Source organism: Pseudomonas sp. GW821-FHT01A09 (assembly GCF_058986725.1).
On sequence record NZ_JBYSWB010000007.1, the window covers coordinates 85,604 to 105,252 of the forward strand.

Genomic DNA, 19,649 nt, shown 5'->3' on the forward strand with positions numbered 1-19,649 from the left:
TGTTTATGGCAGTCAAGGTCCTGGTGGTGGATGATTCCGGTTTCTTCCGCCGCCGCGTCTCGGAAATTCTTGCCTCGGATAGCACTATCCAGGTCGTCGGCACCGCCACCAATGGTCGTGAAGCCATCGATCAGGCCATCGCGCTCAAGCCCGACGTCATCACCATGGACTACGAGATGCCGATGATGGATGGCATCACCGCCGTGCGGCATATCATGCAGCGCTGTCCGACGCCGGTATTGATGTTCTCCTCGCTGACCCACGAAGGCGCCCGGGTGACCCTCGACGCGCTGGACGCTGGGGCCACCGATTTCCTGCCCAAGAATTTCGAAGACATCTCGCGCAACCCCGAGAAAGTCAGGCAAATGCTGTGCGAGAAGATCCACACCCTCGCACGCAGCAACCGCCGCAGCAGCCCTGCCGCTCCACCCCCTGTAGCGAGGGGGCTTGCCCCCGAAAACACACGCCCCGCAACCCCTGCCCCGGTGGGAGCGAGGCCTGCCCGCGAAGGCGCCACCCGCAGCGCAGCGCCTGCCCCGGCAGTACGCAGCCCGGCCCGCCCCGGCGCCGACGCCCCGGCACAAGCCCTGTCGCCGCCGCCCAAGCGCAAATCCTACAAGCTCGTCGCCATCGGCACCTCCACTGGCGGCCCGGTCGCCCTGCAGCGCGTGCTGACGCAACTGCCGGCGCATTTTCCGGCGCCGATCGTGTTGGTCCAGCACATGCCTGCGGCCTTCACCAAGGCCTTCGCCGAGCGTCTCGACAAGCTCTGCAAGATTCAGGTCAAGGAAGCCGAGGATGGTGACGTGCTGCGCCCCGGCCTGGCATTGCTGGCCCCTGGCGGCAAGCAGATGATGGTCGACGCCCGCGGCACGGTGAAAATTCTCCCCGGCGACGAGCGCCTGAACTACAAGCCGTGCGTGGATATCACCTTTGGCTCCGCGGCCAAGTCCTACGGTGACAAGGTGCTGGCGGTGGTATTGACCGGCATGGGCGCCGATGGCCGTGAAGGCGCGCGCCTGCTCAAGCAGGGCGGCAGCCAGATCTGGGCCCAGGACGAAGCCAGCTGCGTGATCTACGGCATGCCCATGGCGATCGTCAAAGCCAACCTGGCCGATGCCATCTACAGCCTCGACGACATCGGTCGGCACCTGACGGAGGCCTGCGTCTGATGGATGTGTTGAGCCTGATAGGGATCATCCTGGCGTTCGTCGCAATCGTCGGCGGCAACTTTCTCGAAGGCGGCAGCATCGGCGCCTTGCTCAATGGCCCGGCAGCGCTGATCGTCATCGGCGGTACCTTGGCCGCCGCGCTGTTGCAGACGCCCCTGAGCGCTTTCGCACGCTCGCTGGCGATCATTCGCTGGATCATCTTCCCGCCGCGCATCGACCTCGCCCGGGGGATCGACAATGTCGTGACCTGGAGCCTGATCGCGCGCAAGGACGGCCTGCTGGGCCTCGAATCGGTGGCCGACACCGAGCTCGATCCCTATGCCCGCAAAGGCCTGCAACTGCTGGTCGACGGCGCCGAGCCGGAAGCCATTCGCAGTATTCTCGAAGTCGATTTTCTGACGCAGGAAAGCCGCGATATCCAGGCCGCCAAGGTGTTCGAATGCATGGGCGGTTATGCGCCTACCATCGGCATCATCGGTGCGGTGATGGGCCTGATTCACGTGATGGGCAACCTTGCCAATCCGTCGCAGCTGGGCAGCGGCATTGCCGTGGCGTTCATCGCCACCATCTACGGCGTGGCCAGTGCCAACCTGGTGCTGTTGCCCATGGCCAACAAGCTCAAGGCGATCGCCCATCGCCAGGCCCGTTACCGGGAAATGATGCTCGAAGGCATCCTGTCCATCGCCGAGGGTGAGAACCCGCGGTCCATCGAACTGAAGCTGCAAGGCTTCATGGAGTGATGGAGTAGCCATGTCTCGCCGCCGCCATCGACAACCCGAGGAACACGAGAATCACGAACGCTGGCTGGTGTCCTACGCGGACTTCATCACCTTGCTGTTCGCCTTCTTCGTGGTCATGTACTCGATTTCCTCGATCAACGAGGGCAAGTACAAGGTGCTGTCCGAGACGCTGGTCGGGGTGTTCAACGATCAGGCCAAGACCACCAAGCCGATCAACATCGGCGAAGACCGCCCGCAGACCGTCACCCCGGCCCAGCCGCTGGTGCAGGATGCCGACCAGACCGAAGCGGCGATGGGCAAGGTCGATGCCCTGCAGACCATCGCCGACGACGTGCGCAACGCCTTTGGCGATCTGATTTCTTCCAATCAACTGACGGTGCGCGGCAACGAGCTGTGGATCGAGATCGAGCTCAAGTCCGGGCTGCTGTTCGGCAGCGGCGATGCGATCCCCAGCGATCTGGCGTTCACCATCGTCGACAAGGTGGCGGGCATCCTCAAGCCGTTCGACAACCCTGTGCACGTCGAGGGCTTCACCGATGACCAGCCGATCCGCACGGCGCAGTACCCGACCAACTGGGAGCTATCGTCGGCGCGGGCCGCCAGTATCGTGCGCATGCTCGCCATCGACGGCATCGCCCCGCAGCGCATGGCTGCGGTGGGCTATGGTGAATTCCAGCCGATCGACACCAATACCACCGCCGATGGTCGCGGCCACAACCGCCGAGTGGTGTTGGTGATCTCGCGCAACCTCGATGTGCGGCGCAGTCTGACCGGGTCCGGCACCTCGGGCGCGACGCCGGATGCGGCATTGCGTCGGGCTGGCACACAAAGTGCACCGGCTACGACAAATCCACCGGCGAAGAGCGGTGCCGTCAAAAGCCCGTCACCCAAGCCGTGAGTCATCCACACCTGGATCTCGGGCTGCGCCGTGAGTGCAGCCGGGAGGAAGCCGCACAATGAGAGTCTGGGCAGTAGCCAACCAGAAAGGTGGCGTCGGCAAAACCACCACTTCGATCGCCCTTGCCGGCTTGCTGGCCGAAGGCGGCAAGCGCGTGGTCGTGGTCGATCTCGACCCCCATGGGTCGATGACCAGTTATTTCGGCTATAACCCGGACGAACTCGAACACAGCTGTTTCGATCTGTTCCTGCACAAGGGCGGCGTGCCTGACGGCTTGCCGGGGCAGCTGCTGCAGTCGACCAGCCACGAGAACATCTCGTTGCTGCCGTCGAGCACGGCCCTGGCCACGCTGGAGCGTCAGTCCCCCGGCCACGGTGGCTTGGGCCTGGTGATCGCCAAGAGTCTGGCGCAACTGTGGCAGGACTTCGACTACGCCATCATCGACAGCCCGCCCTTGCTCGGCGTGCTGATGGTCAATGCCCTGGCGGCGAGCCAGCAACTGGTGATTCCGGTGCAGACCGAGCATCTGGCGGTCAAGGGCCTGGAGCGCATGGTCAGCACCCTCGCCATGATCAATCGCTCGCGCAAGCAGCCCCTGCCGTTCAGCATCGTGCCGACGCTGTTCGACCGACGCACCCAGGCCTCGCTGGGCACCCTGCGAGTGTTGCGCGATGCCTGGCCCGAGCAGGTCTGGCAGGGTTATATCCCGGTCGACACGCGTTTGCGCGACGCCAGCCGGGCAGGCTTGACGCCTTCACAGTTCGACGGCAAAAGCCGCGGTGTGGTGGCATACCGTGCCTTGCTCAAGCATCTGTTGACGCAACTGCTCGTAACGCAGGTGGCGTGATGAATCGTCCTTCGAATCGTACCTCGCGCCCCCAACTGGCCTTGCAGTCGTATCTGGATGCCTTGCTGCAGGACATCACCGAAGAATTGCCACCCAGCAACGACGAGCGTCTCGAGGCGCCGACGGTTGCTCCGCAAAGCGCTCCTGAAAGCGCCCCTGTAGCCGTCATCGACGAGTTTCAGGCTGCGGTGCTCGAAGAGCAGGTGCGCGATGCCGCCAAAGACAGGCAGGCGCCGGCGCCAGCCGTGGCGCAGCCGTCTCTCAACGACAAGCCGGTCACCGCGCTAAGTCGCTGGGCCGAGCCTGAGCCCCGGGTGGCGCAGCCGTTGTTGCTGCCGAGCGAGCCGCCGCTGTTCGAGCTGGACGAGCCGGATCTGCAGCTGGAGCTGCCGGTGCCCGAACTGGCCTGCGCCGCCGAGCCTTTCGAATTGGCCCTGGCAGCGGCCCAAGCGCCGCTTGACCGGGTCGACGCGTTGGTCGATGTGCATAAGTTGCCGAGCGGTGCTCAAGTCCAGGCGCCCGTCACCGATAACAAGCATAACGCCAGTACTGATGGCCCACCGGCGCTCGGCGCCGATGGCCGTCCGTTGTGGGCCAGCGAGCCGTTCGAATGCCTGTTGTTCGACGTCGCCGGCCTGACGCTGGCGGTGCCGCTGGTGTGCCTGGGGTCGATCTATGCTTTGGCGGGCCAGGAGTTGACGCCGTTGTTCGGTCAGCCGGAGTGGTTCCTGGGCATTCTGCCCAGCCTCAGCGGCAACCTGAAGGTGCTGGACACCGCCCGCTGGGTGATGCCGGACCGCTATCGGGAAGATTTCAAGCAGGGCCTGCAGTATGTGATTTCGGTGCAAGGCTACGAGTGGGGGCTGGCGGTGCATCAGGTCAGTCGCTCGTTGCGCCTGGACCCGAACGAAATCAAATGGCGCTCCCAGCGTGGCCAGCGGCCGTGGTTGGCGGGCACCGTGATCGAACACATGTGCGCCTTGCTCGACGTCGCGGCGCTGGCCGAGCTGATTGCCAGCGGCGGCGCCAAAGAGATGGAAGCCGCGGCCAGGAAGGCCGCCAAGGCTGCAGCCAAACCGGCTGCCAGGGCGAAAAGATAACGGCACGGGGCATGAGCCTCGGCGCCACCGAAGGTTGCACTGAACACACACCGCCGCAGGCGGTTTTCGAGAGGTTAGGGGTATGAATAAGTCGTCTGCACAGGGTTCCGAAGATCCGATTCTGCAGTGGGTCACCTTCAAGCTCGACAACGAGACCTACGGCATCAATGTGATGCAGGTCCAGGAAGTGCTGCGCTACACCGAGATCGCCCCGGTTCCCGGCGCGCCGTCCTATGTGCTGGGCATCATCAACCTGCGCGGCAACGTGGTGACGGTCATCGACACCCGCCAGCGCTTCGGCCTCGACTCCAGCGAAATCAGTGACAACACCCGCATCGTCATCATCGAGGCCGACAAGCAAGTGGTCGGCATCCTCGTCGACAGCGTGGCTGAAGTGGTCTACCTGCGTCAGTCCGAAGTCGAGACCGCGCCGAACGTCGGTAACGAAGAGTCCGCCAAGTTCATCCAGGGCGTGTGCAACAAGAACGGCGAGCTGCTCATCCTGGTCGAACTCGACAAGATGATGAGCGAAGAAGAGTGGTCGGACCTGGAGAATATCTGATTGTTCGCCGAGATCGCGGTCATTGTCCTGGCCCTGTTATGGGTTGGGACCGTGGCGATGTTGCTGTCCTACACCCGCAAACAGAAAAGCCAGGAGCTGCAGCGCCTGGAGCTGGATGCCCGACGCGACCTGCGTATCCGCGAGCTGGCCAAGCGCATCGACGACTACCAGCAAGGCACCGTGCGCATGGGTGATGCCCTGCATGAACTGCGCGCGGTGGTTGCGCCGTTGCCGGACAAGCTGCTGCAGCTTGAACAGCGCGACCCGGACAGCCTGTCCTTTGCCCAGGCGGCGAAGCTGGTGGGCATGGGGGCTTCCATCGATGAACTGACTCAGGCATGTGGGTTGACCCAGGCTGAGGCGGAGTTGATGAAGAAGCTGCATCGGTCTTGAGCTTCACGCGAGGCTGGCAACTATCAGTTCTGATAGTTATGCGCTCGCGCGCCCTCGCACATGATGTTCCTGCCAGGTCGAGCTTTCCCCATCCTGGGGTCAGGAGACCGGTATCAAAGGGAGCAACTACTCATGACAGAACCTGAAAAGCGCTATCTAGGATGTGTCGAATCGTTTGACGATGAAAAGGGCTGGGGCTGGATCAAGAGCGGTAGCGGCTTGGCTACGTCCGTCCATTTTTCCCACATCGTAGATCCAGGATTCAAGACGCTGCGACCTTGGCAGATTGTTTCGTTCATTGTCAGGCGAGCCCCCGGTGGTAATCCTCAGGCTTATGAAGTAAGTGTTGAGGACAACGGCTTCCAGTGGCCCTGAGTCCTACGCTTGTTCATTGCTAGAACGGATCTGATCTACCAATCGCCGCCCGTGGAGCTGGGCTGATATCCCGCTCCTCGGGCCCTGCCGGCTCGACGAAATCCGCCGGCTTCTTGCCCTGCAACCGCCACGCGAACGCGATGATCACCGCAATGGTGCGGTACAGCTCCTGCGGGATGCTGTCGCCCAGTTCCAGGCGCGCGAGCATCTTCACCAATTCGGCATTCTCGTAGATCGGCACTTGGTATTCCCGCGCGACAGCGAGAATGGCTTCGGCCAGTTCGTCGTCACCCTTGGCGGTCAGGGTCGGGGCGTTCTGGCGGTCGTAGCTCAGGGCGATGGCCTGACGCGGTGTTGGCTGTTTCATGCGTTTTCGTCCACCCAGCGATGTTCCAGATGTGTGCGTTTGCCCCGCGGCGCCACGCCTTGATGGCAGTCCAGATCAGCCACCTGCAGGCCGGCGCTCACTAGTTGCTCGCGCAGGTAACCGAGCTGCGCGGCGATCATCTGCGCGGTGCCGGGAACTTCGGCCCACAGTTGACTGCTGAGGCTGCCGCGGTGCAATTGCGCCTGCACTTGCAGTGGGCCGAGCGGTGACAGGTCGAAGGCCAGTTCCACGCGCCAGATGCGCTCCTGGGGAGTGTTCACGGACTCGGAGCGCTCCGATTGCTCCTGTTTTTGCGGCGGTGGGTCCTCGCGCTGAATCTTCACCTGCAAGGGCACGATATTGGCCATGTCGCGCATGGGGATTTCCAGCTGCCAGGTGGTCTGCAGTTTGTTATCGGCATCGCTGCCGCTTTCATCGAGGCTCGCCAGTTGGTGGCTTTGCAGCCGCGACAACGCCGCGGTGGCCAGGCGCAACAGGTGTTGCAGATCGTTTTCGCCGTCCATCGCCGGCAGCAGGCGCGAGGGCAGGGGGAAGCCGCCCATTTGTGGCTTGGCGCCGACCTGGCCGAGCATGCCCAGGGCGCTGCGCACGTAGCCGGGGAGGGTCTGGGCGAGGATGATCGCGGCATTGGCCGGGTTGAACGGCTGCCCGCCGGTGTTCGGCAGGGCCGTGGTCAACTGGCTGACCAGTTGCAACAGGGCGGTCTTCAGATCGGTGGGCGGCAGGCCTTGCAGCAAGCGCGGCTCCATGAACAGGCCGCTGTCCTGCAGCGCCAGGGCGACCCCGCGCGGATCACTCAACTGGCGGATGTCGGGCAGTTGGTTGAGCACGCGGCTGGCGGCGCTCTGCAGGTCGGCACTGAGCGAGCCGCTGGCGTCGAGGTCCTGCAGCAGATTGAGCAAACCTTCCAGTGAACCCTGGCGGCTTTGCTGGGCGTTCAACTGGCCAGCTACCGCGAGCTGATCGAGGCGCCCGCTCAGTGGCACGAAGTCGAGCTCCTGGCTGCCTTGCACCTGGGCGCTGAGCAGGCTGCCGATCCGCAGCGGCTGCGGGCTGTCGATGGTAAGGGTTTGCCCCACCAGCGCGCTGTTGAGGACCGTGACCAGCGAGCGATAGACCGCGGTGGCGGGCGTGTTGCTTGTGGTCGGTTCGGCGGGCAGCAACTGGCTGGTGACGACCTTGGCCTGCAGCAGGGTGCCGACCGGGACTTTCTGCGTGTCCAGTTGCGTCAGATTGCTGGCACGGGCCTGGGCCACCGCTACGGTCAGGGCATCGCTGCTGGTCTGGCTGACCAGCAGCAGGGTGCCTTGGCTGAAGGGCTGGGAGCTGCTGACCTGGACGCTGCTCTGCTGACCGCTTGGCAAGGTCAGGCGCAGGGTCAGGAGGAAGTCGGTGGCGGCCTGCTTGAGCGCGACCACTTGGGCCTGCACGGTCTCGCCGCTGGGCACGACATCGGCGGCGGGCGTCAGCAGGCTCATCAATTCGCCGACGGCGGCCGCCTGGCGGGTGGCGCCGGCCAGGGCAGCGGTGGCGGGCAAACTGTTGATTTCGCTGGTCATGCAATTCCTGCATCAGTGAATTATGTACGAGGCCTCCCGGCCCCTTCGCGGGCAAGCCCTGCTCCCACACCAAGCCGTACCCCTGTGGGAGCGAAGCTTGCTCGCGAAGGCGTCGGCATGGCCGGTACATCTCGTCAGCACAAGTGGCAAATTGCCTCGGTAGAGCGCTGGCACAAGGGGTATAATGCCGCGCCGCGGGCGCCGGCAAAGATGAAAACATCGTTAACGCAGGCGCCCAGCCTTGATCGTGAAGGGCCCGGCACTCACTATAGCGGCCGTGCCCGAGCCAACTTGAACGGCAACGCACCGACATTTGAACCATAAGGCAATGCATTGACCCCTCATCTCGAAGCCGTAGCGCTGGCGTGTGAGCGTGACTGGCGCGTGCTTTTCGAGCACCTCGAGTTGCGACTCGGCGCCGGCGACATGCTGCAGATCAGCGGCCCCAATGGCAGCGGCAAGACCAGCCTGCTGCGCCTGTTGGCCGGGCTGATGCAGCCCAGTGCCGGTCAGGTGTTGCTCGACGGCGTGGCCCTGGGGGAGCGCCGTCAGGCCCTGGCGGCGCAGTTGCTGTGGATCGGTCATGCGGCCGGGATCAAGGACTTGCTTAGCGCTGAAGAGAACCTGGCCTGGCTGTGCGCCTTGCACCGCCCGGCCACGCGCGAGGCCATCTGGACGGCGTTGGCCGCCGTGGGCCTGCGCGGTTTCGAAGATGTGCCTTGCCACAGCCTGTCGGCCGGCCAGCAGCGGCGCGTGGCGCTGGCGCGTCTGTATCTGGACAGCCCGCCGCTGTGGATCCTCGACGAGCCATTCACGGCGTTGGACAAACAAGGCGTGGCGCAACTGGAGCAGCATCTGGCACAGCATTGCGAACAGGGCGGCCTGGTGGTCTTGACCACCCACCACAGCCTGAGTTGCAAGCCCGGCGGGTATCGCGAGCTCGACCTAGGGCATTTCGCGCCATGAGCCAGGTCTTCAGTCTGTTGCTGCGCCGCGAAGCGCGTCTGCTGGCGCGCCGGCCTGCCGAGCTGGCCAACCCGCTGGTATTCTTCGCCATCGTGGTGGCGATGTTCCCGCTGGCGGTCGGCCCGGACGCGCAGTTGTTGCAGACGCTGTCCCCGGGGTTGATCTGGGTGGCGGCGTTGCTGTCGGTGCTGTTGTCGCTGGACGGCCTGTTCCGCAGCGATTTCGAGGACGGCTCGCTGGAGCAATGGGTGCTGTCGCCCCAGCCGCTGCCTTTGCTGGTACTGGCCAAGGTGGCCGCGCATTGGGCCTTTTCCGGCCTGGCGCTGGTCATCCTGGCCCCGGTGTTGGCGTTGATGCTGGGGTTGCCGAGCGATTGCCTGGCGGTGCTGCTGGCCTCGTTGTTGCTGGGCACGCCGATCCTCAGCCTGCTAGGGGCAGTGGGGGCGGCGTTGACGGTCGGCCTGCGCCGTGGCGGCCTGTTGCTGGCGCTGTTGATTTTGCCGTTGTACATACCGGTGCTGATCCTCGGCAGTGGCGCGCTGCAAGCCGCCCTGCAAGGGCTGCCGGCCACGGGTTACCTGCTTTGGCTGGGTAGCCTGACCGCCCTCGCGGTCACCCTGACACCCTTTGCGATCGCCGCCGGGCTGAAGATCAGCGTCGGCGAATAACGAGGCCTGGCCGCGCAGACGGCCAGCCAGGACTTTGGATGCACCGTGATGAATAGCAGCGTGTTGAGCTGGACCTGGTTCCACAAGTTGGGCTCGCCCAAATGGTTTTACGGCCTCAGCGGCCGGTTGCTGCCATGGTTCAGCGTGGCCGCCGTGCTGTTGCTGGCCATCGGCGTGGTCTGGGGCCTGGCCTTCGCGCCGCCGGATTACCAGCAGGGCAACAGCTTTCGCATCCTCTATATCCACGTGCCGACCGCCATGCTGGCGCAGTCTTGCTATGTGCTGATGGCGGTGGCCGGGGTGGTCGGGCTGGTGTGGAAGATGAAAATCGCCGACGTCGCGCTGCAATGCGCTGCGCCCATCGGCGCTTCCCTCACTGCTGTGGCCTTGCTGACCGGCGCCATCTGGGGCAAGCCGACCTGGGGCAGTTGGTGGGTCTGGGACGCACGGCTGACTTCGATGCTCATCCTGCTGTTCCTCTATCTGGGTCTGATCGCCCTCGGCCAGGCCATCAGCAACCGCGACAGCGCCGCCAAGGCCTGCGCGGTGCTGGCGATCGTCGGGGTGATCAACATCCCGATCATCAAGTACTCGGTAGAGTGGTGGAGCACCCTGCACCAGGGCGCGACCTTCAGCTTCACCGAACGCCCGAAGATGCCCGCCGAAATGTGGCTGCCGCTGCTGTTCACGGTGCTGGGGTTCTATTGCTTCTTCGCCGTGGTGCTGTTGCTGCGCATGCGCCTCGAGGTGCTCAAGCGCGAGGCGCGCAGCAGTTGGGTCAAGGCCGAGATCCAGGCGCAATTGGAGGGCCGGTCATGAGTTTCAGCTCGTTCGGCGATTTTCTCGCCATGGGCCGGCATGGCCTGTATGTCTGGTCGGCCTACGGTATCTGCCTGCTGGCGGTGCTCTGGAACCTGGCCGTGCCGATCCTGGCGCGGCGTCGTCATCTGCAGGAAGAGGCGCGCCGTCTGCGCCGGGAGCAATCACAGTGAACCCGCTGCGCAAAAAGCGCCTGTTGATCATCGTCGGCGTGCTCGCCGGCGTCGGCCTGGCCGTGGGCCTGGCCCTGAGTGCCTTGCAGGAAAACATCAACCTGTTCTACACCCCCACCCAGATCGCCAACGGCGAAGCGCCCCACGGCAAACGCATCCGCGCCGGCGGCATGGTGGTCAAGGGCTCCTTGCAGCGCTCGAGCGACTCGCTGGACGTGCGCTTCGTGGTGACCGACTTCGACAAGTCGGTGCCCATCACCTACCGCGGCATCCTGCCCGATCTGTTCCGCGAGGGGCAGGGCATCGTCGCGCTGGGCGAGATCAACGACCAAGGCGTGGTGGTCGCTGACCAGGTGCTGGCCAAGCACGACGAGAAATACATGCCGCCGGAAGTCACCAAGGCACTCAAGGACAGCGGCCAGGCCGGTCCCCAATCCATGCCGGGCAGTGCCCGCGACAATCAGGGGTAACGCCATGAACGCTGCATTGATGATGCCCGAGCTGGGCCATTTGGCGATGATCCTCGCCCTGTGTTTCGCCCTGGTGCAAGCCACCGTGCCGCTGGTCGGTGCCTGGCGTGGCGAGCGCCTGTGGATGAGCCTGGCGCAACCCGCCGCCTGGGGCCAGTTCGCGTTTCTGCTGTTCGCCTACGGCTGCCTGACCTACGCCTTCATGACCGACGATTTTTCGGTGGGCTACGTCGCCGAAAACTCCAACAGCGCCTTGCCCTGGTACTACAAGTTCAGCGCCGTGTGGGGCGCCCACGAAGGCTCGTTGCTCCTGTGGACCCTGATCCTTGGCGGCTGGACCTTCGCCGTGTCGGTGTTCTCGCGCCAGTTGCCGCAGGAGATGCTGGCCCGGGTGCTGGCGGTGATGGGCATGATCAGCATCGGTTTTCTGCTGTTCCTGACCCTGACCTCCAACCCCTTCGCGCGCATTCTGCCGCAGGTGCCGAGCAACGGCCGCGACCTCAATCCGTTGCTGCAGGACCCGGGCCTGATCGTCCACCCGCCGATGCTCTACATGGGCTACGTCGGCTTCTCGGTGGCCTTCGCCTTCGCCATCGCCGCGCTGCTCGGCGGTCGTCTCGATGCCGCCTGGGCGCGCTGGTCGCGGCCATGGACCATCACCGCCTGGGCCTTCCTCGGCTTCGGCATCACCCTGGGCTCGTGGTGGGCCTACTACGAGCTCGGCTGGGGCGGCTGGTGGTTCTGGGACCCGGTCGAAAACGCCTCGTTCATGCCATGGCTGGTAGGCACGGCGCTGATCCACTCGTTGGCGGTCACGGAAAAGCGCGGCGTGTTCAAGAGCTGGACCGTGCTGCTGGCCATCGCCGCCTTCTCGTTGAGCCTGCTGGGGACCTTTCTGGTGCGCTCCGGGGTGCTGACCTCGGTACACGCCTTCGCCTCCGACCCGGCGCGCGGGGTGTTCATTCTGATATTTCTGCTGATCGTCATCGGCGGCTCGTTGACGCTCTTTGCCTTGCGCGCGCCGGTGGTCAAGAGCCACGTGGGTTTCAACCTGTGGTCGCGGGAAACCCTGCTGCTGAGCAACAATCTGGTGCTGGTGGTGGTCGCTTCGATGATCCTCCTGGGTACCCTCTATCCGCTGGCGGTGGACGCCATCAGCGGCGCCAAGATGTCGGTCGGTCCGCCGTATTTCAACGCGCTGTTCGTGCCCTTGATGGGCTTGCTCATGGCAGTGATGGCGGTGGGCGTGTTGGTGCGCTGGAAGGACACGCCGGTCAAATGGCTGGGCAACATGCTCACCCCGGTGCTGATCGGCAGTGCCGTCCTGGCCCTGCTGTGCGGTGTGCTGATCGGGGATTTCGACTGGCAGGTGCTGACCGTCTTCGCCCTGGCGGCGTGGATCGTGCTTGCCGGTGTGCGTGACCTGCTCGACAAGACCCGCCACAAGGGCCTGCTCAAGGGCATGGGCAGCCTGACCCGCAGCTACTGGGGCATGCACGTGGCGCACCTGGGCATCGCCATATGCGCCTTGGGCGTGGTGCTGTCGAGCAACAACAACGCCGAGCGCGATCTGCGCATGGCCCCGGGCGAGTCGGTGGACCTGGCGGGTTACCACTTCACCTTCGAAGGCGCGCGCCACTATGAGGGCCCGAACTTCAGCGCCGACCGCGGCACCATGACGGTGACCCGTGACGGTCAACCGGTGACGCGCCTGTTCCCGGAAAAACGCCTGTACACCGTGCAGCAGTCGATGATGACCGAGGCCGGTATCGACGCCGGTTTCAGTCGCGACCTGTATGTGGCCATGGGCGAACCGCTGGAGAACGGCGCCTGGGCCGTCCGCGTGCACGTCAAGCCGTTCGTGCGCTGGATCTGGTTCGGCGGCCTGTTCACCGCGTTCGGCGGGGCGCTGGCGGCGACGGATCGGCGCTATCGAGTCAAAGTCAAAAGCAAGGTGCGTGATGCCCTGGGGCTGTCGGGAGCTGCCGTATGAAGCGTTGGATGTTGGCCGTGCCGTTGTTGCTGTTCCTCGGTGTGGCGGTATTTTTGTATCGTGGCCTGTATCTGGACCCGTCGGCCTTGCCGTCGGCGATGATCGACAAGCCGTTCCCGCAATTCTCCCTGCCCACGGTGCAGGACAACCGCACCCTGACCCGCGCCGATATCGTCGGCAAGCCGGCGCTGGTGAATGTCTGGGGCACCTGGTGCGTGGCCTGTCGGGTCGAGCATCCGGTGCTCAACAAGCTGGCGCAGCAAGGCGTGGTCATCTATGGCATCAACTACAAGGATGAGGACGCCGCCGCCGAGAAGTGGCTGACCGAGTTCCATAATCCTTACCTGCTGAATATCGCCGATGCCCAGGGCTCTCTGGGGTTGGACCTGGGTGTGTACGGCGCGCCCGAGACCTTTCTGATCGATGCCAAGGGCGTGATTCGCTACAAGCACGTCGGCATCATCGACGACGCGGTCTGGCACGATCAGCTGGCGCACCTGTATCAGGGCCTGGTCGACGAGGCCAAGCCATGAAGCGCTGGCTGGCTGCAGCGCTGCTGTGCGTGGGCCTGGTCGGTATCGCCCACGCCGCCATCGACACCTACGAGTTCGCCAACGAAGCCGAGCGCGTGCGCTTCCGCACCCTGACCCAGGAGCTGCGTTGCCCCAAGTGTCAGAATCAGGACATCGCCGACTCCAATGCGCCAATCGCCGCCGACCTGCGCCGCGAGATCTTCCGCATGCTCGGTGAGGGCAAGGACGACCAGCAGATCATCGGCTACATGGTCGACCGCTATGGCGACTTCGTGCGCTACAAGCCGGCACTGACGATGCGCACCGCGCTGCTGTGGTTCGGCCCCTGGGTGTTGCTGCTGGGCGGGGTGGTGATCATTTTGCTGATCGTGCGCCGTCGCCGCCGGGCTCTGGCCGCTACCCCGCAAGACCTTTCCGATGCGGAGCGCCAGCGCCTCGCCCATCTGCTGGATAAAGAACACCCATGATTGAATTCTGGTTGGCCGCCGGGCTGCTGTTGTTGATTGCCCTGGGGTTTCTGTTGATACCGGTGCTGCGCGAGCGCCGCGCGCAGCAGGAGGAAGACCGTACCGCGCTGAACGTGGCGCTGTACGAAGAGCGTCTGGCCGAGCTGCAAGTGCAGCAAGACGAAGGCGTGCTCAGCCGCGAGCAGCTTGACAGCGCTCAGGCCGAAGCCGCTCGCGAGCTGCTGGCCGACACCGACGGCGCCCAGCCCAAGGTCAACCAGCGCCTGGGCAAGGCGGCACCAGCGGTGATCGCCTTGTTGGTGCCGGTGCTGGCCATGGGCATGTACCTGCATTTTGGCGCCAGCGACAAGGTCGAGCTGACCAGCGAACTGGCGAAGCCGCCGACCTCGGTGCAAGAGATGACCCAGCGCCTGGAACGGGTGGTGGCCGCGCAGCCGGATTCCGCCCAAGGCCTGTTTTTCCTCGGTCGGGCCTATATGTCGCAGAACCGGCCCGCGGACGCCGCGCGGATCTTCGAGCGTACCGCCGCCGTGGCCGGACGTGAGCCGCAGCTGCTTGGGCAATGGGCGCAGGCCTTGTACTTTGCCGCAGGCAAGCAGTGGTCGGCGCAGATTCAGGCCTTGACCGACGAAGCGCTCAAGGCCGATCCCAAGGAAGTGACCAGCCTGGGCTTGCTGGGCATCTCGGCTTTCGAGGGCAAGCGTTACCAGGACGCCATCGATTATTGGCAGCGCCTGTTGGTGCAATTGCCGGCCGATGACGGTTCGCGGGCGCCGCTGCAAGGCGGTATCGATCAGGCCAAGGCGCGGCTGCTAGCCAGTGGCGGGCAGGTGGCGGCTTCGGCCGATGTTGCCAAGGCGCCGGCTACGGTGGGCATCAAGGTCCGGGTCGATCTGGGCGACGCGCTCAAGGCCAAGGTGCAGGCTGGCGACACCGTGTTCGTGTTCGCCCGTGCCACCAACGGCCCGCCGATTCCTTTGGCGGTCAAGCGTCTGACGGTGGCGGATCTGCCGGTGACGGTGGAGCTGGCCGACGCCGATGCGATGCGCCCGGACCTGAAACTGTCGAGCTATCCAGAAGTCCAACTGATGGCGCGGGTATCCCGTGCCGGACAACCGGTGAAAGGCGAATGGATCGGCCGCGGCGCGCCGCTGGCGAGCGATACCACGGCGCTTCAGCACCTGACGATCGACAGTCCGGATTTGTAACGCGGGGTGTTGTCGCTGGCTCTTCGCCGTGTAGCGAGGGGGCCGCCGATGGCGATGTGTCAGACGCAGCGATGTCGGCGATGCTGTATTTCGCAGGCAAGCCTGCTCGCTACGGTGTTCGATCTTTGCCTGATCAATCGTTGCCCATTACTTGCTTCTCCTGACCAAGAGTACCGTTCATGCCTGTTTACGCTCGTCTTTCCCTGTTGAGCCTGGTGTTGGGGTTGAGTGCCTGTGCGGTGCAGCAACCTCAGCATACCGACCTGCCGCCGCTGCAGACCGTACCTTCCACGCCGATGGTCAAGCCGCTGCCACCGAGCACGCCCGGCACACCGGCGCCGGCCACTCAGGTGCCCCGCACCTCGGCCAGCTTTGCCCCACCACCGGGCGGCGCCAGCCACTGGGACCAGCGATTGGGGGTCTATGTGCTGGATGCGGTGCCGAACGTCTACTACCGTCAGCGCACCTACTACCGCTGGGACGCCGGCTGGACCTGGGCCACCAGCCTCAGCGGCCCATGGGAAGCGACTGACAGCACCGGCGTACCGCCGGGGTTGGGGCATTTGCATCCCTGACTGCCGCATTGCTGTGGGCGACCCTTTCGCGGTGTAGCGAGGGGGCTCGCCCCCGAAGGCCTCACGCCTTCCGCGATCAGGGCGTGTCAGGTGCATACCGGCCGCTTGCCTGATTTTCGGAGGCAAGCCTCCTCGCTACAGGGCGCCGGGGTCACAACCGATTTCCCTCCAGCAACTGCGTCACGCTCTCGGCCACCAACTCCGTGCCCTTGGCATTGATATGGTTGTAGTCCCGATACCATGACGCCGCATTGCCGATCAGGCAGCGCTCGTTCTTGCAGAACGCATCGTCCAGGCTCACCAGAGTGATCAAGCCTTGCGCCTGTTCCGCCTCGAACACCCGCCGGGTATAGCGCTGCAGCTGCGCATGGCGCGCGATCGGTACCGACACCGCGCTGATCGCCTGCAGCTTGTCGTCTGCGCTTTCATCCCGCTCCTGGGCCAGGCGGTAGTAGAGGCTTTTGGGGTCGGCGCGCTGCTGCGGTACCTGAGCAATCACATCGACCTTCACTCCCAACGCGCGATACGCCGCGACCGTACGCGCCATGCTCGCCTCGAACACCGCCCGTGACGCCTGCTGACTCAACTCGTGGCTGTCATGACTGATCAGAAAGTTGTCGTTCATGGTCTCGCGGTCGTACCCGGGCTCGGTGTACTGCGTCCAGCGCGCCACCAGTATCAGGCGCTTGATGCCATGACTTTTGACGTACTCGAACTCGCGGCTGGCCAGGGTTTCGCAGACACCCGGGTCATAGTTGTGCGACACCACATCGACCCCCAGCAGCGGCGGGCAACCACCCAGGCCGATGTGCACGATGCCCATGCCCAGCTGTTTGCCGGCGACGTCGAAGGCCGGCAGGATCGCCTCGGAATGGCTGTCACCGAACACGGCGATGTCGTCGGCCGGGTCACCGTCGACGTCACCGACGCGGCAGAAATCGATACCCCAGCCGTTGCCGTCGTAGTGCTCGTCGCATGTCGCGCGGATGTTCGGGTTATCGAAGGCGTTGAGGTTGGTCTGATCCAGCGGGTAGCGTTCGGCAAAGCCGTGGGTGAGGGTGCCGGCCAGGCCAACCGCGACGAACAGCAGCGAGGCGCAGGCGCCCATGCGAAAGATCTGCGCCTGACTGAACACGCGCTTGTCGCGAAAACGCCGCTCCACGAAACGCCAGCTCAGCCACGCCAACAGCAGGGACAGCACGGTCAGTGCCAGCATGGTCGCCAGGCTGGGCGGCAGCAGGCTGATGTGCCGCGCGAAAGCGAACACCGGCTGATGCCACAGGTAGGCGCTGTAACTGATCAGGCCGATGCCGACCATGGGCCGCAGGCACAGCAGCTTGCCGACCCAGGTCTGCGGGCTGACGAAGAGGATGATCAACCCGGCGCCCAAGGTCGGTACCAAGGCATTGAGGCCGGGGAAGGGCGTAGCCTGGCTGAACGCGCAGATGGCGTAGAGGATCAGCCCCAGACCGAGCAGGCCGGCGAGTTCGCCCAGCATCCCGGCGTGCTGGCCACTGCGCGGTCGCCACGAGAAGTAGAACGCGATCAGCGACCCGACCAGCAGCTCCCAGGCCCGCGAATGCAGCAGATAAAAGGCCGCCGGCGATTCGCGCAGCACGCCGCGCTCGGCCACAACCAGGCTGGTCAGTGTGGCCACCCCCAGCATGGCGAAGATCCAGCGGCGCCCGAACAGCTTCCAGGCCAGCAGCAAGAACAGCGGGAAGAACAGGTAGTACTGCTCCTCCACGGCCAGGGTCCAGGTGTGCAGCAGCGGCTTGAGTTCGGCGGCGGTATCGAAGTAGCCGCTTTCGCGCCAGAACACGAAGTTGGAGGAAAACAGCGGCACCGCCACCAGGCTCTTGGCGAATGCCTGCAAGGCCTCGGGCTCCAGCCACCACCAGGCCAGGGGCAGGCTGGTCATCAGCACCAGGAACAGCGGCGGCAGAATCCTGCGCGCGCGCCGCTCATAAAAGCGCAGCAGCGAGAATCTGCCGGCCATCAGCTCGCCGAGGATGATCGAAGTGATCAAGTATCCGGAGATCACGAAAAAGATATCCACACCCACGAATCCGCCGGAAAAGAACTCGATTCCGGCATGGAACAGGATCACGGGCATGACCGCGAGGGTACGCAGGCCGTCGATTTCCGGACGATAGGCCAAGGTGTTGGGGTTGAGAGCGCTCATGGTTGTGGTCTGCTCTGTGAAGAGAGTGAGAGAGGCACATTACGGCTCAGGCAGTGCGTGAGGGTTTCAGCTCAATTTGAACGGCGAACATGAAGATTGCGTCGCGGTGACGTGTTGCGTATTCAGTTGTCCATTGCTTCAGTCCACACTGCACCGACACCCAAGGAAAGCTCATGAGCGTGCGCCGTATCCACCCGCTGCCTGTTCGCCTGACCCACTGGCTCAATGCGCTGGTGATGGTCGGGATGTTCATGAGTGGCTGGGGCATCTACAACGCCTCGCCGCTGTTCCCTTTCCATATTCCGGCCTGGGCCACGTTGGGCGGCTGGCTCGGTGGCGCCATCGCCTGGCACCTGGCGGTGATGTGGGTACTGCTGGTCAATGGCTTGCTGTACCTCATCTATACCTTGGCCAGCGGTCATTGGCGGGCATTGCGCCTGCAGCCGCTGGGCAGCGTCTTGCGCGAGGCCAACGATGCGCTGCACCTGCGTCTGGGTCATCGACTGGGGCAGTACAACGCCGTGCAGCGCCTGATGTATTGCGCCGTGCTGGCCGCTGGCGTGCTGCTGGTCGCGTCGGGGCTGGCGATCTGGAAACCGGTGCAGCTGTACTGGCTGGCGGCGCTGTTCGGTGGTTTCGACGTGGCGCGCTACGTGCATTTTTTTGCCATGAGCGCCGTGGCGGCGTTCGTCCTCGTGCACTTGCTGTTGGTGCTGCTGGTGCCGCGCACGTTCTGGCCGATGATCAGCGGCGGCCGGCAGCCAGGCGCTGTCGACCAGGATCATGCCCATGACTGAACGCAAGCCCTCGCTCAAGCTGGAGCCGGCGCAGCGCACCGAGCTGGTCAACCTCGAGCGCCGCTTGCTGCTGCGCAACGGCCTGACGCTGGGCGCGCTGTCGATGCTCAGCGGCTGCAATCTGCAGGATGGCGATCAGGTCGACAAATTGCTCTGGGCCATGTCGCGCTGGAACGACAAGGTCCAGGCCTGGCTGTTCAGCGGTCAGCGCCTGGCGCCGGTGTACAGCGAGGCGCGCATCACCCACCCGTTCCCGTTCAATGCGTTCTATCCCGAGTACAACGTGCCGGATATCGACCTGGACGACTACCGCGTGGAAGTCTCGGGGCTGGTGCGCGACAAGGCGCCTTGGACGCTGCAGGCGTTGCGCACTCTGCCGCAGCGCACGGATATCACCCGGTTGATCTGCATCGAAGGCTGGAGCGCCATCGGCCAGTGGGGCGGAGTGCCGCTGCGAACCTTTCTGGAGCACATCGGCGCGGATCTGACGGCCAACTTCGTCGGCTTCAAGTGTGCGGACAAGTATTACTCGAGCCTCGACATGGCCACTGCGCTGCACCCGCAGACCCTGCTGGCGCTGGACTTCGGCAAGGTCGCGTTGCCGCCGGACTACGGTTATCCGCTGCGCTTGCGGGTGCCGACCAAGCTCGGCTTCAAGAACCCCAAGCATATCGGCGAGATTTTCGTCACCAACCAGTACCCCGGCGGCTATTGGGAGGATCAAGGCTACAACTGGTTCAGCGGTATCTGATGTTGGCTAT

General features: G+C 64.4%; 23 protein-coding genes. 20 read left to right on the forward strand and 3 right to left on the reverse strand.

Annotated elements, in window-relative coordinates; translation table 11 throughout:
* Nucleotides 1–5: 5 nt before the first annotated feature.
* From AC3WJP_RS10760 to AC3WJP_RS10795, 8 genes are all read left to right on the forward strand, one after another.
* A complete protein-coding gene (locus AC3WJP_RS10760) occupies nt 6–1,172 on the forward strand; it encodes a protein-glutamate methylesterase/protein-glutamine glutaminase (protein ID WP_493721247.1) in 1,167 nt (388 codons plus the stop codon).
* Nucleotides 1,172–1,912: a flagellar motor protein gene (locus AC3WJP_RS10765; protein WP_493721248.1), complete on the forward strand. Its 741-nt coding sequence runs from the start codon at nt 1,172–1,174 to the stop codon at nt 1,910–1,912. The genes AC3WJP_RS10760 and AC3WJP_RS10765 overlap by 1 nt, the downstream gene beginning before the upstream one ends.
* A gap of 10 nt (nt 1,913–1,922) precedes the next feature.
* Nucleotides 1,923–2,810 (forward strand): flagellar motor protein MotD, encoded by an 888-nt coding sequence (gene motD / locus AC3WJP_RS10770; RefSeq protein ID WP_493721249.1) that lies wholly within the window; start codon nt 1,923–1,925, stop codon nt 2,808–2,810.
* A gap of 58 nt (nt 2,811–2,868) precedes the next feature.
* Nucleotides 2,869–3,657 (forward strand): ParA family protein, encoded by a 789-nt coding sequence (locus tag AC3WJP_RS10775; protein WP_493721250.1) that lies wholly within the window; start codon nt 2,869–2,871, stop codon nt 3,655–3,657.
* Nucleotides 3,657–4,757 (forward strand): CheW domain-containing protein, encoded by a 1,101-nt coding sequence (locus tag AC3WJP_RS10780; RefSeq protein WP_493721251.1) that lies wholly within the window; start codon nt 3,657–3,659, stop codon nt 4,755–4,757. The genes AC3WJP_RS10775 and AC3WJP_RS10780 overlap by 1 nt, the downstream gene beginning before the upstream one ends.
* 82 nt (nt 4,758–4,839) lie before the next feature.
* Nucleotides 4,840–5,319: a chemotaxis protein CheW gene (locus tag AC3WJP_RS10785; RefSeq protein ID WP_493721252.1), complete on the forward strand. Its 480-nt coding sequence runs from the start codon at nt 4,840–4,842 to the stop codon at nt 5,317–5,319.
* Nucleotides 5,320–5,712: a DUF2802 domain-containing protein gene (locus AC3WJP_RS10790; protein ID WP_493721253.1), complete on the forward strand. Its 393-nt coding sequence runs from the start codon at nt 5,320–5,322 to the stop codon at nt 5,710–5,712.
* A gap of 132 nt (nt 5,713–5,844) precedes the next feature.
* On the forward strand, nt 5,845–6,087 hold the full coding sequence (locus AC3WJP_RS10795) for a cold-shock protein (protein WP_493721254.1): 243 nt from the start codon (nt 5,845–5,847) through the stop codon (nt 6,085–6,087).
* Between the two features lie 19 nt (nt 6,088–6,106).
* Here the strand turns inward: AC3WJP_RS10795 and AC3WJP_RS10800 are convergent, their stop codons facing one another.
* Nucleotides 6,107–6,454, reverse strand: a complete 348-nt coding sequence (locus AC3WJP_RS10800; RefSeq protein ID WP_493721255.1) for an EscU/YscU/HrcU family type III secretion system export apparatus switch protein — start codon at nt 6,452–6,454, stop codon at nt 6,107–6,109.
* Nucleotides 6,451–8,034 (reverse strand): flagellar hook-length control protein FliK, encoded by a 1,584-nt coding sequence (gene fliK, locus AC3WJP_RS10805; protein ID WP_493721256.1) that lies wholly within the window; start codon nt 8,032–8,034, stop codon nt 6,451–6,453. The genes AC3WJP_RS10800 and fliK overlap by 4 nt, the downstream gene beginning before the upstream one ends.
* Nucleotides 8,035–8,367: 333 nt before the next feature.
* Here fliK and ccmA point away from each other — a divergent pair, with 333 nt between their 5' ends.
* The 10 genes from ccmA (at nt 8,368) to AC3WJP_RS10855 (ending at nt 15,906) form a co-directional block, all read left to right on the forward strand.
* On the forward strand, nt 8,368–9,000 hold the full coding sequence (ccmA, locus tag AC3WJP_RS10810; protein WP_493721257.1) for a cytochrome c biogenesis heme-transporting ATPase CcmA: 633 nt from the start codon (nt 8,368–8,370) through the stop codon (nt 8,998–9,000).
* Entirely contained in the window at nt 8,997–9,668 is a 672-nt protein-coding gene (gene ccmB / locus AC3WJP_RS10815) for a heme exporter protein CcmB (protein ID WP_493721258.1), read from the forward strand. Before ccmA ends, ccmB begins: the two co-directional genes overlap by 4 nt.
* A gap of 60 nt (nt 9,669–9,728) precedes the next feature.
* Entirely contained in the window at nt 9,729–10,487 is a 759-nt protein-coding gene (locus AC3WJP_RS10820) for a heme ABC transporter permease (protein WP_493721395.1), read from the forward strand.
* The gene (gene ccmD / locus AC3WJP_RS10825) at nt 10,484–10,660 is read left to right on the forward strand and encodes a heme exporter protein CcmD (protein ID WP_493721259.1); all 177 of its coding nucleotides are present in this window, start codon (nt 10,484–10,486) and stop codon (nt 10,658–10,660) included. Before AC3WJP_RS10820 ends, ccmD begins: the two co-directional genes overlap by 4 nt.
* Nucleotides 10,657–11,130, forward strand: a complete 474-nt coding sequence (ccmE, locus tag AC3WJP_RS10830) for a cytochrome c maturation protein CcmE (protein ID WP_493721260.1) — start codon at nt 10,657–10,659, stop codon at nt 11,128–11,130. Before ccmD ends, ccmE begins: the two co-directional genes overlap by 4 nt.
* Before the next feature lie 19 nt (nt 11,131–11,149).
* Complete coding sequence (locus AC3WJP_RS10835) at nt 11,150–13,123, forward strand: heme lyase CcmF/NrfE family subunit (protein ID WP_493721396.1); 1,974 nt, start codon at nt 11,150–11,152, stop codon at nt 13,121–13,123.
* Complete coding sequence (locus AC3WJP_RS10840) at nt 13,120–13,656, forward strand: DsbE family thiol:disulfide interchange protein (protein ID WP_493721261.1); 537 nt, start codon at nt 13,120–13,122, stop codon at nt 13,654–13,656. Before AC3WJP_RS10835 ends, AC3WJP_RS10840 begins: the two co-directional genes overlap by 4 nt.
* Entirely contained in the window at nt 13,653–14,123 is a 471-nt protein-coding gene (locus AC3WJP_RS10845; RefSeq protein ID WP_493721262.1) for a cytochrome c-type biogenesis protein, read from the forward strand. Before AC3WJP_RS10840 ends, AC3WJP_RS10845 begins: the two co-directional genes overlap by 4 nt.
* Nucleotides 14,120–15,331, forward strand: coding sequence for a c-type cytochrome biogenesis protein CcmI (ccmI, locus tag AC3WJP_RS10850; RefSeq protein ID WP_493721263.1), 1,212 nt, complete (start codon nt 14,120–14,122; stop codon nt 15,329–15,331). The genes AC3WJP_RS10845 and ccmI overlap by 4 nt, the downstream gene beginning before the upstream one ends.
* Before the next feature lie 179 nt (nt 15,332–15,510).
* Nucleotides 15,511–15,906: a hypothetical protein gene (locus tag AC3WJP_RS10855; protein ID WP_493721264.1), complete on the forward strand. Its 396-nt coding sequence runs from the start codon at nt 15,511–15,513 to the stop codon at nt 15,904–15,906.
* Nucleotides 15,907–16,057: 151 nt separating this feature from the next.
* Here the strand turns inward: AC3WJP_RS10855 and AC3WJP_RS10860 are convergent, their stop codons facing one another.
* Entirely contained in the window at nt 16,058–18,091 is a 2,034-nt protein-coding gene (locus AC3WJP_RS10860; protein ID WP_493721265.1) for an acyltransferase family protein, read from the reverse strand.
* Nucleotides 18,092–18,264: 173 nt separating this feature from the next.
* On the opposite strand from AC3WJP_RS10860, the gene AC3WJP_RS10865 reads away from it, so the two are divergent.
* Both AC3WJP_RS10865 and AC3WJP_RS10870 read left to right on the forward strand, forming a co-directional pair.
* Nucleotides 18,265–18,888, forward strand: a complete 624-nt coding sequence (locus AC3WJP_RS10865) for a cytochrome b/b6 domain-containing protein (protein WP_493721266.1) — start codon at nt 18,265–18,267, stop codon at nt 18,886–18,888.
* Nucleotides 18,881–19,639 (forward strand): molybdopterin-dependent oxidoreductase, encoded by a 759-nt coding sequence (locus AC3WJP_RS10870; RefSeq protein ID WP_493721267.1) that lies wholly within the window; start codon nt 18,881–18,883, stop codon nt 19,637–19,639. Before AC3WJP_RS10865 ends, AC3WJP_RS10870 begins: the two co-directional genes overlap by 8 nt.
* The last annotated feature ends 10 nt before the right edge of the window (nt 19,640–19,649 follow it).

Bases quoted from the DNA above. Each gene is read 5' to 3' on its own strand.
- AC3WJP_RS10760 (WP_493721247.1), top strand. From the start codon at position 6: ATGGCAGTCAAGGTCCTGGTGGTGGATGATTCCGGTTTCTTCCGCCGC.
- AC3WJP_RS10795 (WP_493721254.1), top strand. From the start codon at position 5,845: ATGACAGAACCTGAAAAGCGCTATCTAGGATGTGTCGAATCGTTTGAC.
- AC3WJP_RS10835 (WP_493721396.1), top strand. From the start codon at position 11,150: ATGATGCCCGAGCTGGGCCATTTGGCGATGATCCTCGCCCTGTGTTTC.
- fliK (WP_493721256.1), bottom strand. From the start codon at position 8,034: ATGACCAGCGAAATCAACAGTTTGCCCGCCACCGCTGCCCTGGCCGGC.
- AC3WJP_RS10855 (WP_493721264.1), top strand. From the start codon at position 15,511: ATGCCTGTTTACGCTCGTCTTTCCCTGTTGAGCCTGGTGTTGGGGTTG.
- AC3WJP_RS10845 (WP_493721262.1), top strand. From the start codon at position 13,653: ATGAAGCGCTGGCTGGCTGCAGCGCTGCTGTGCGTGGGCCTGGTCGGT.
- AC3WJP_RS10775 (WP_493721250.1), top strand. From the start codon at position 2,869: ATGAGAGTCTGGGCAGTAGCCAACCAGAAAGGTGGCGTCGGCAAAACC.
- AC3WJP_RS10800 (WP_493721255.1), bottom strand. From the start codon at position 6,454: ATGAAACAGCCAACACCGCGTCAGGCCATCGCCCTGAGCTACGACCGC.
- AC3WJP_RS10865 (WP_493721266.1), top strand. From the start codon at position 18,265: ATGAGCGTGCGCCGTATCCACCCGCTGCCTGTTCGCCTGACCCACTGG.
- AC3WJP_RS10860 (WP_493721265.1), bottom strand. From the start codon at position 18,091: ATGAGCGCTCTCAACCCCAACACCTTGGCCTATCGTCCGGAAATCGAC.
- AC3WJP_RS10870 (WP_493721267.1), top strand. From the start codon at position 18,881: ATGACTGAACGCAAGCCCTCGCTCAAGCTGGAGCCGGCGCAGCGCACC.
- AC3WJP_RS10765 (WP_493721248.1), top strand. From the start codon at position 1,172: ATGGATGTGTTGAGCCTGATAGGGATCATCCTGGCGTTCGTCGCAATC.
- ccmD (WP_493721259.1), top strand. From the start codon at position 10,484: ATGAGTTTCAGCTCGTTCGGCGATTTTCTCGCCATGGGCCGGCATGGC.
- AC3WJP_RS10840 (WP_493721261.1), top strand. From the start codon at position 13,120: ATGAAGCGTTGGATGTTGGCCGTGCCGTTGTTGCTGTTCCTCGGTGTG.
- ccmI (WP_493721263.1), top strand. From the start codon at position 14,120: ATGATTGAATTCTGGTTGGCCGCCGGGCTGCTGTTGTTGATTGCCCTG.
- AC3WJP_RS10780 (WP_493721251.1), top strand. From the start codon at position 3,657: ATGAATCGTCCTTCGAATCGTACCTCGCGCCCCCAACTGGCCTTGCAG.
- ccmB (WP_493721258.1), top strand. From the start codon at position 8,997: ATGAGCCAGGTCTTCAGTCTGTTGCTGCGCCGCGAAGCGCGTCTGCTG.
- AC3WJP_RS10785 (WP_493721252.1), top strand. From the start codon at position 4,840: ATGAATAAGTCGTCTGCACAGGGTTCCGAAGATCCGATTCTGCAGTGG.
- motD (WP_493721249.1), top strand. From the start codon at position 1,923: ATGTCTCGCCGCCGCCATCGACAACCCGAGGAACACGAGAATCACGAA.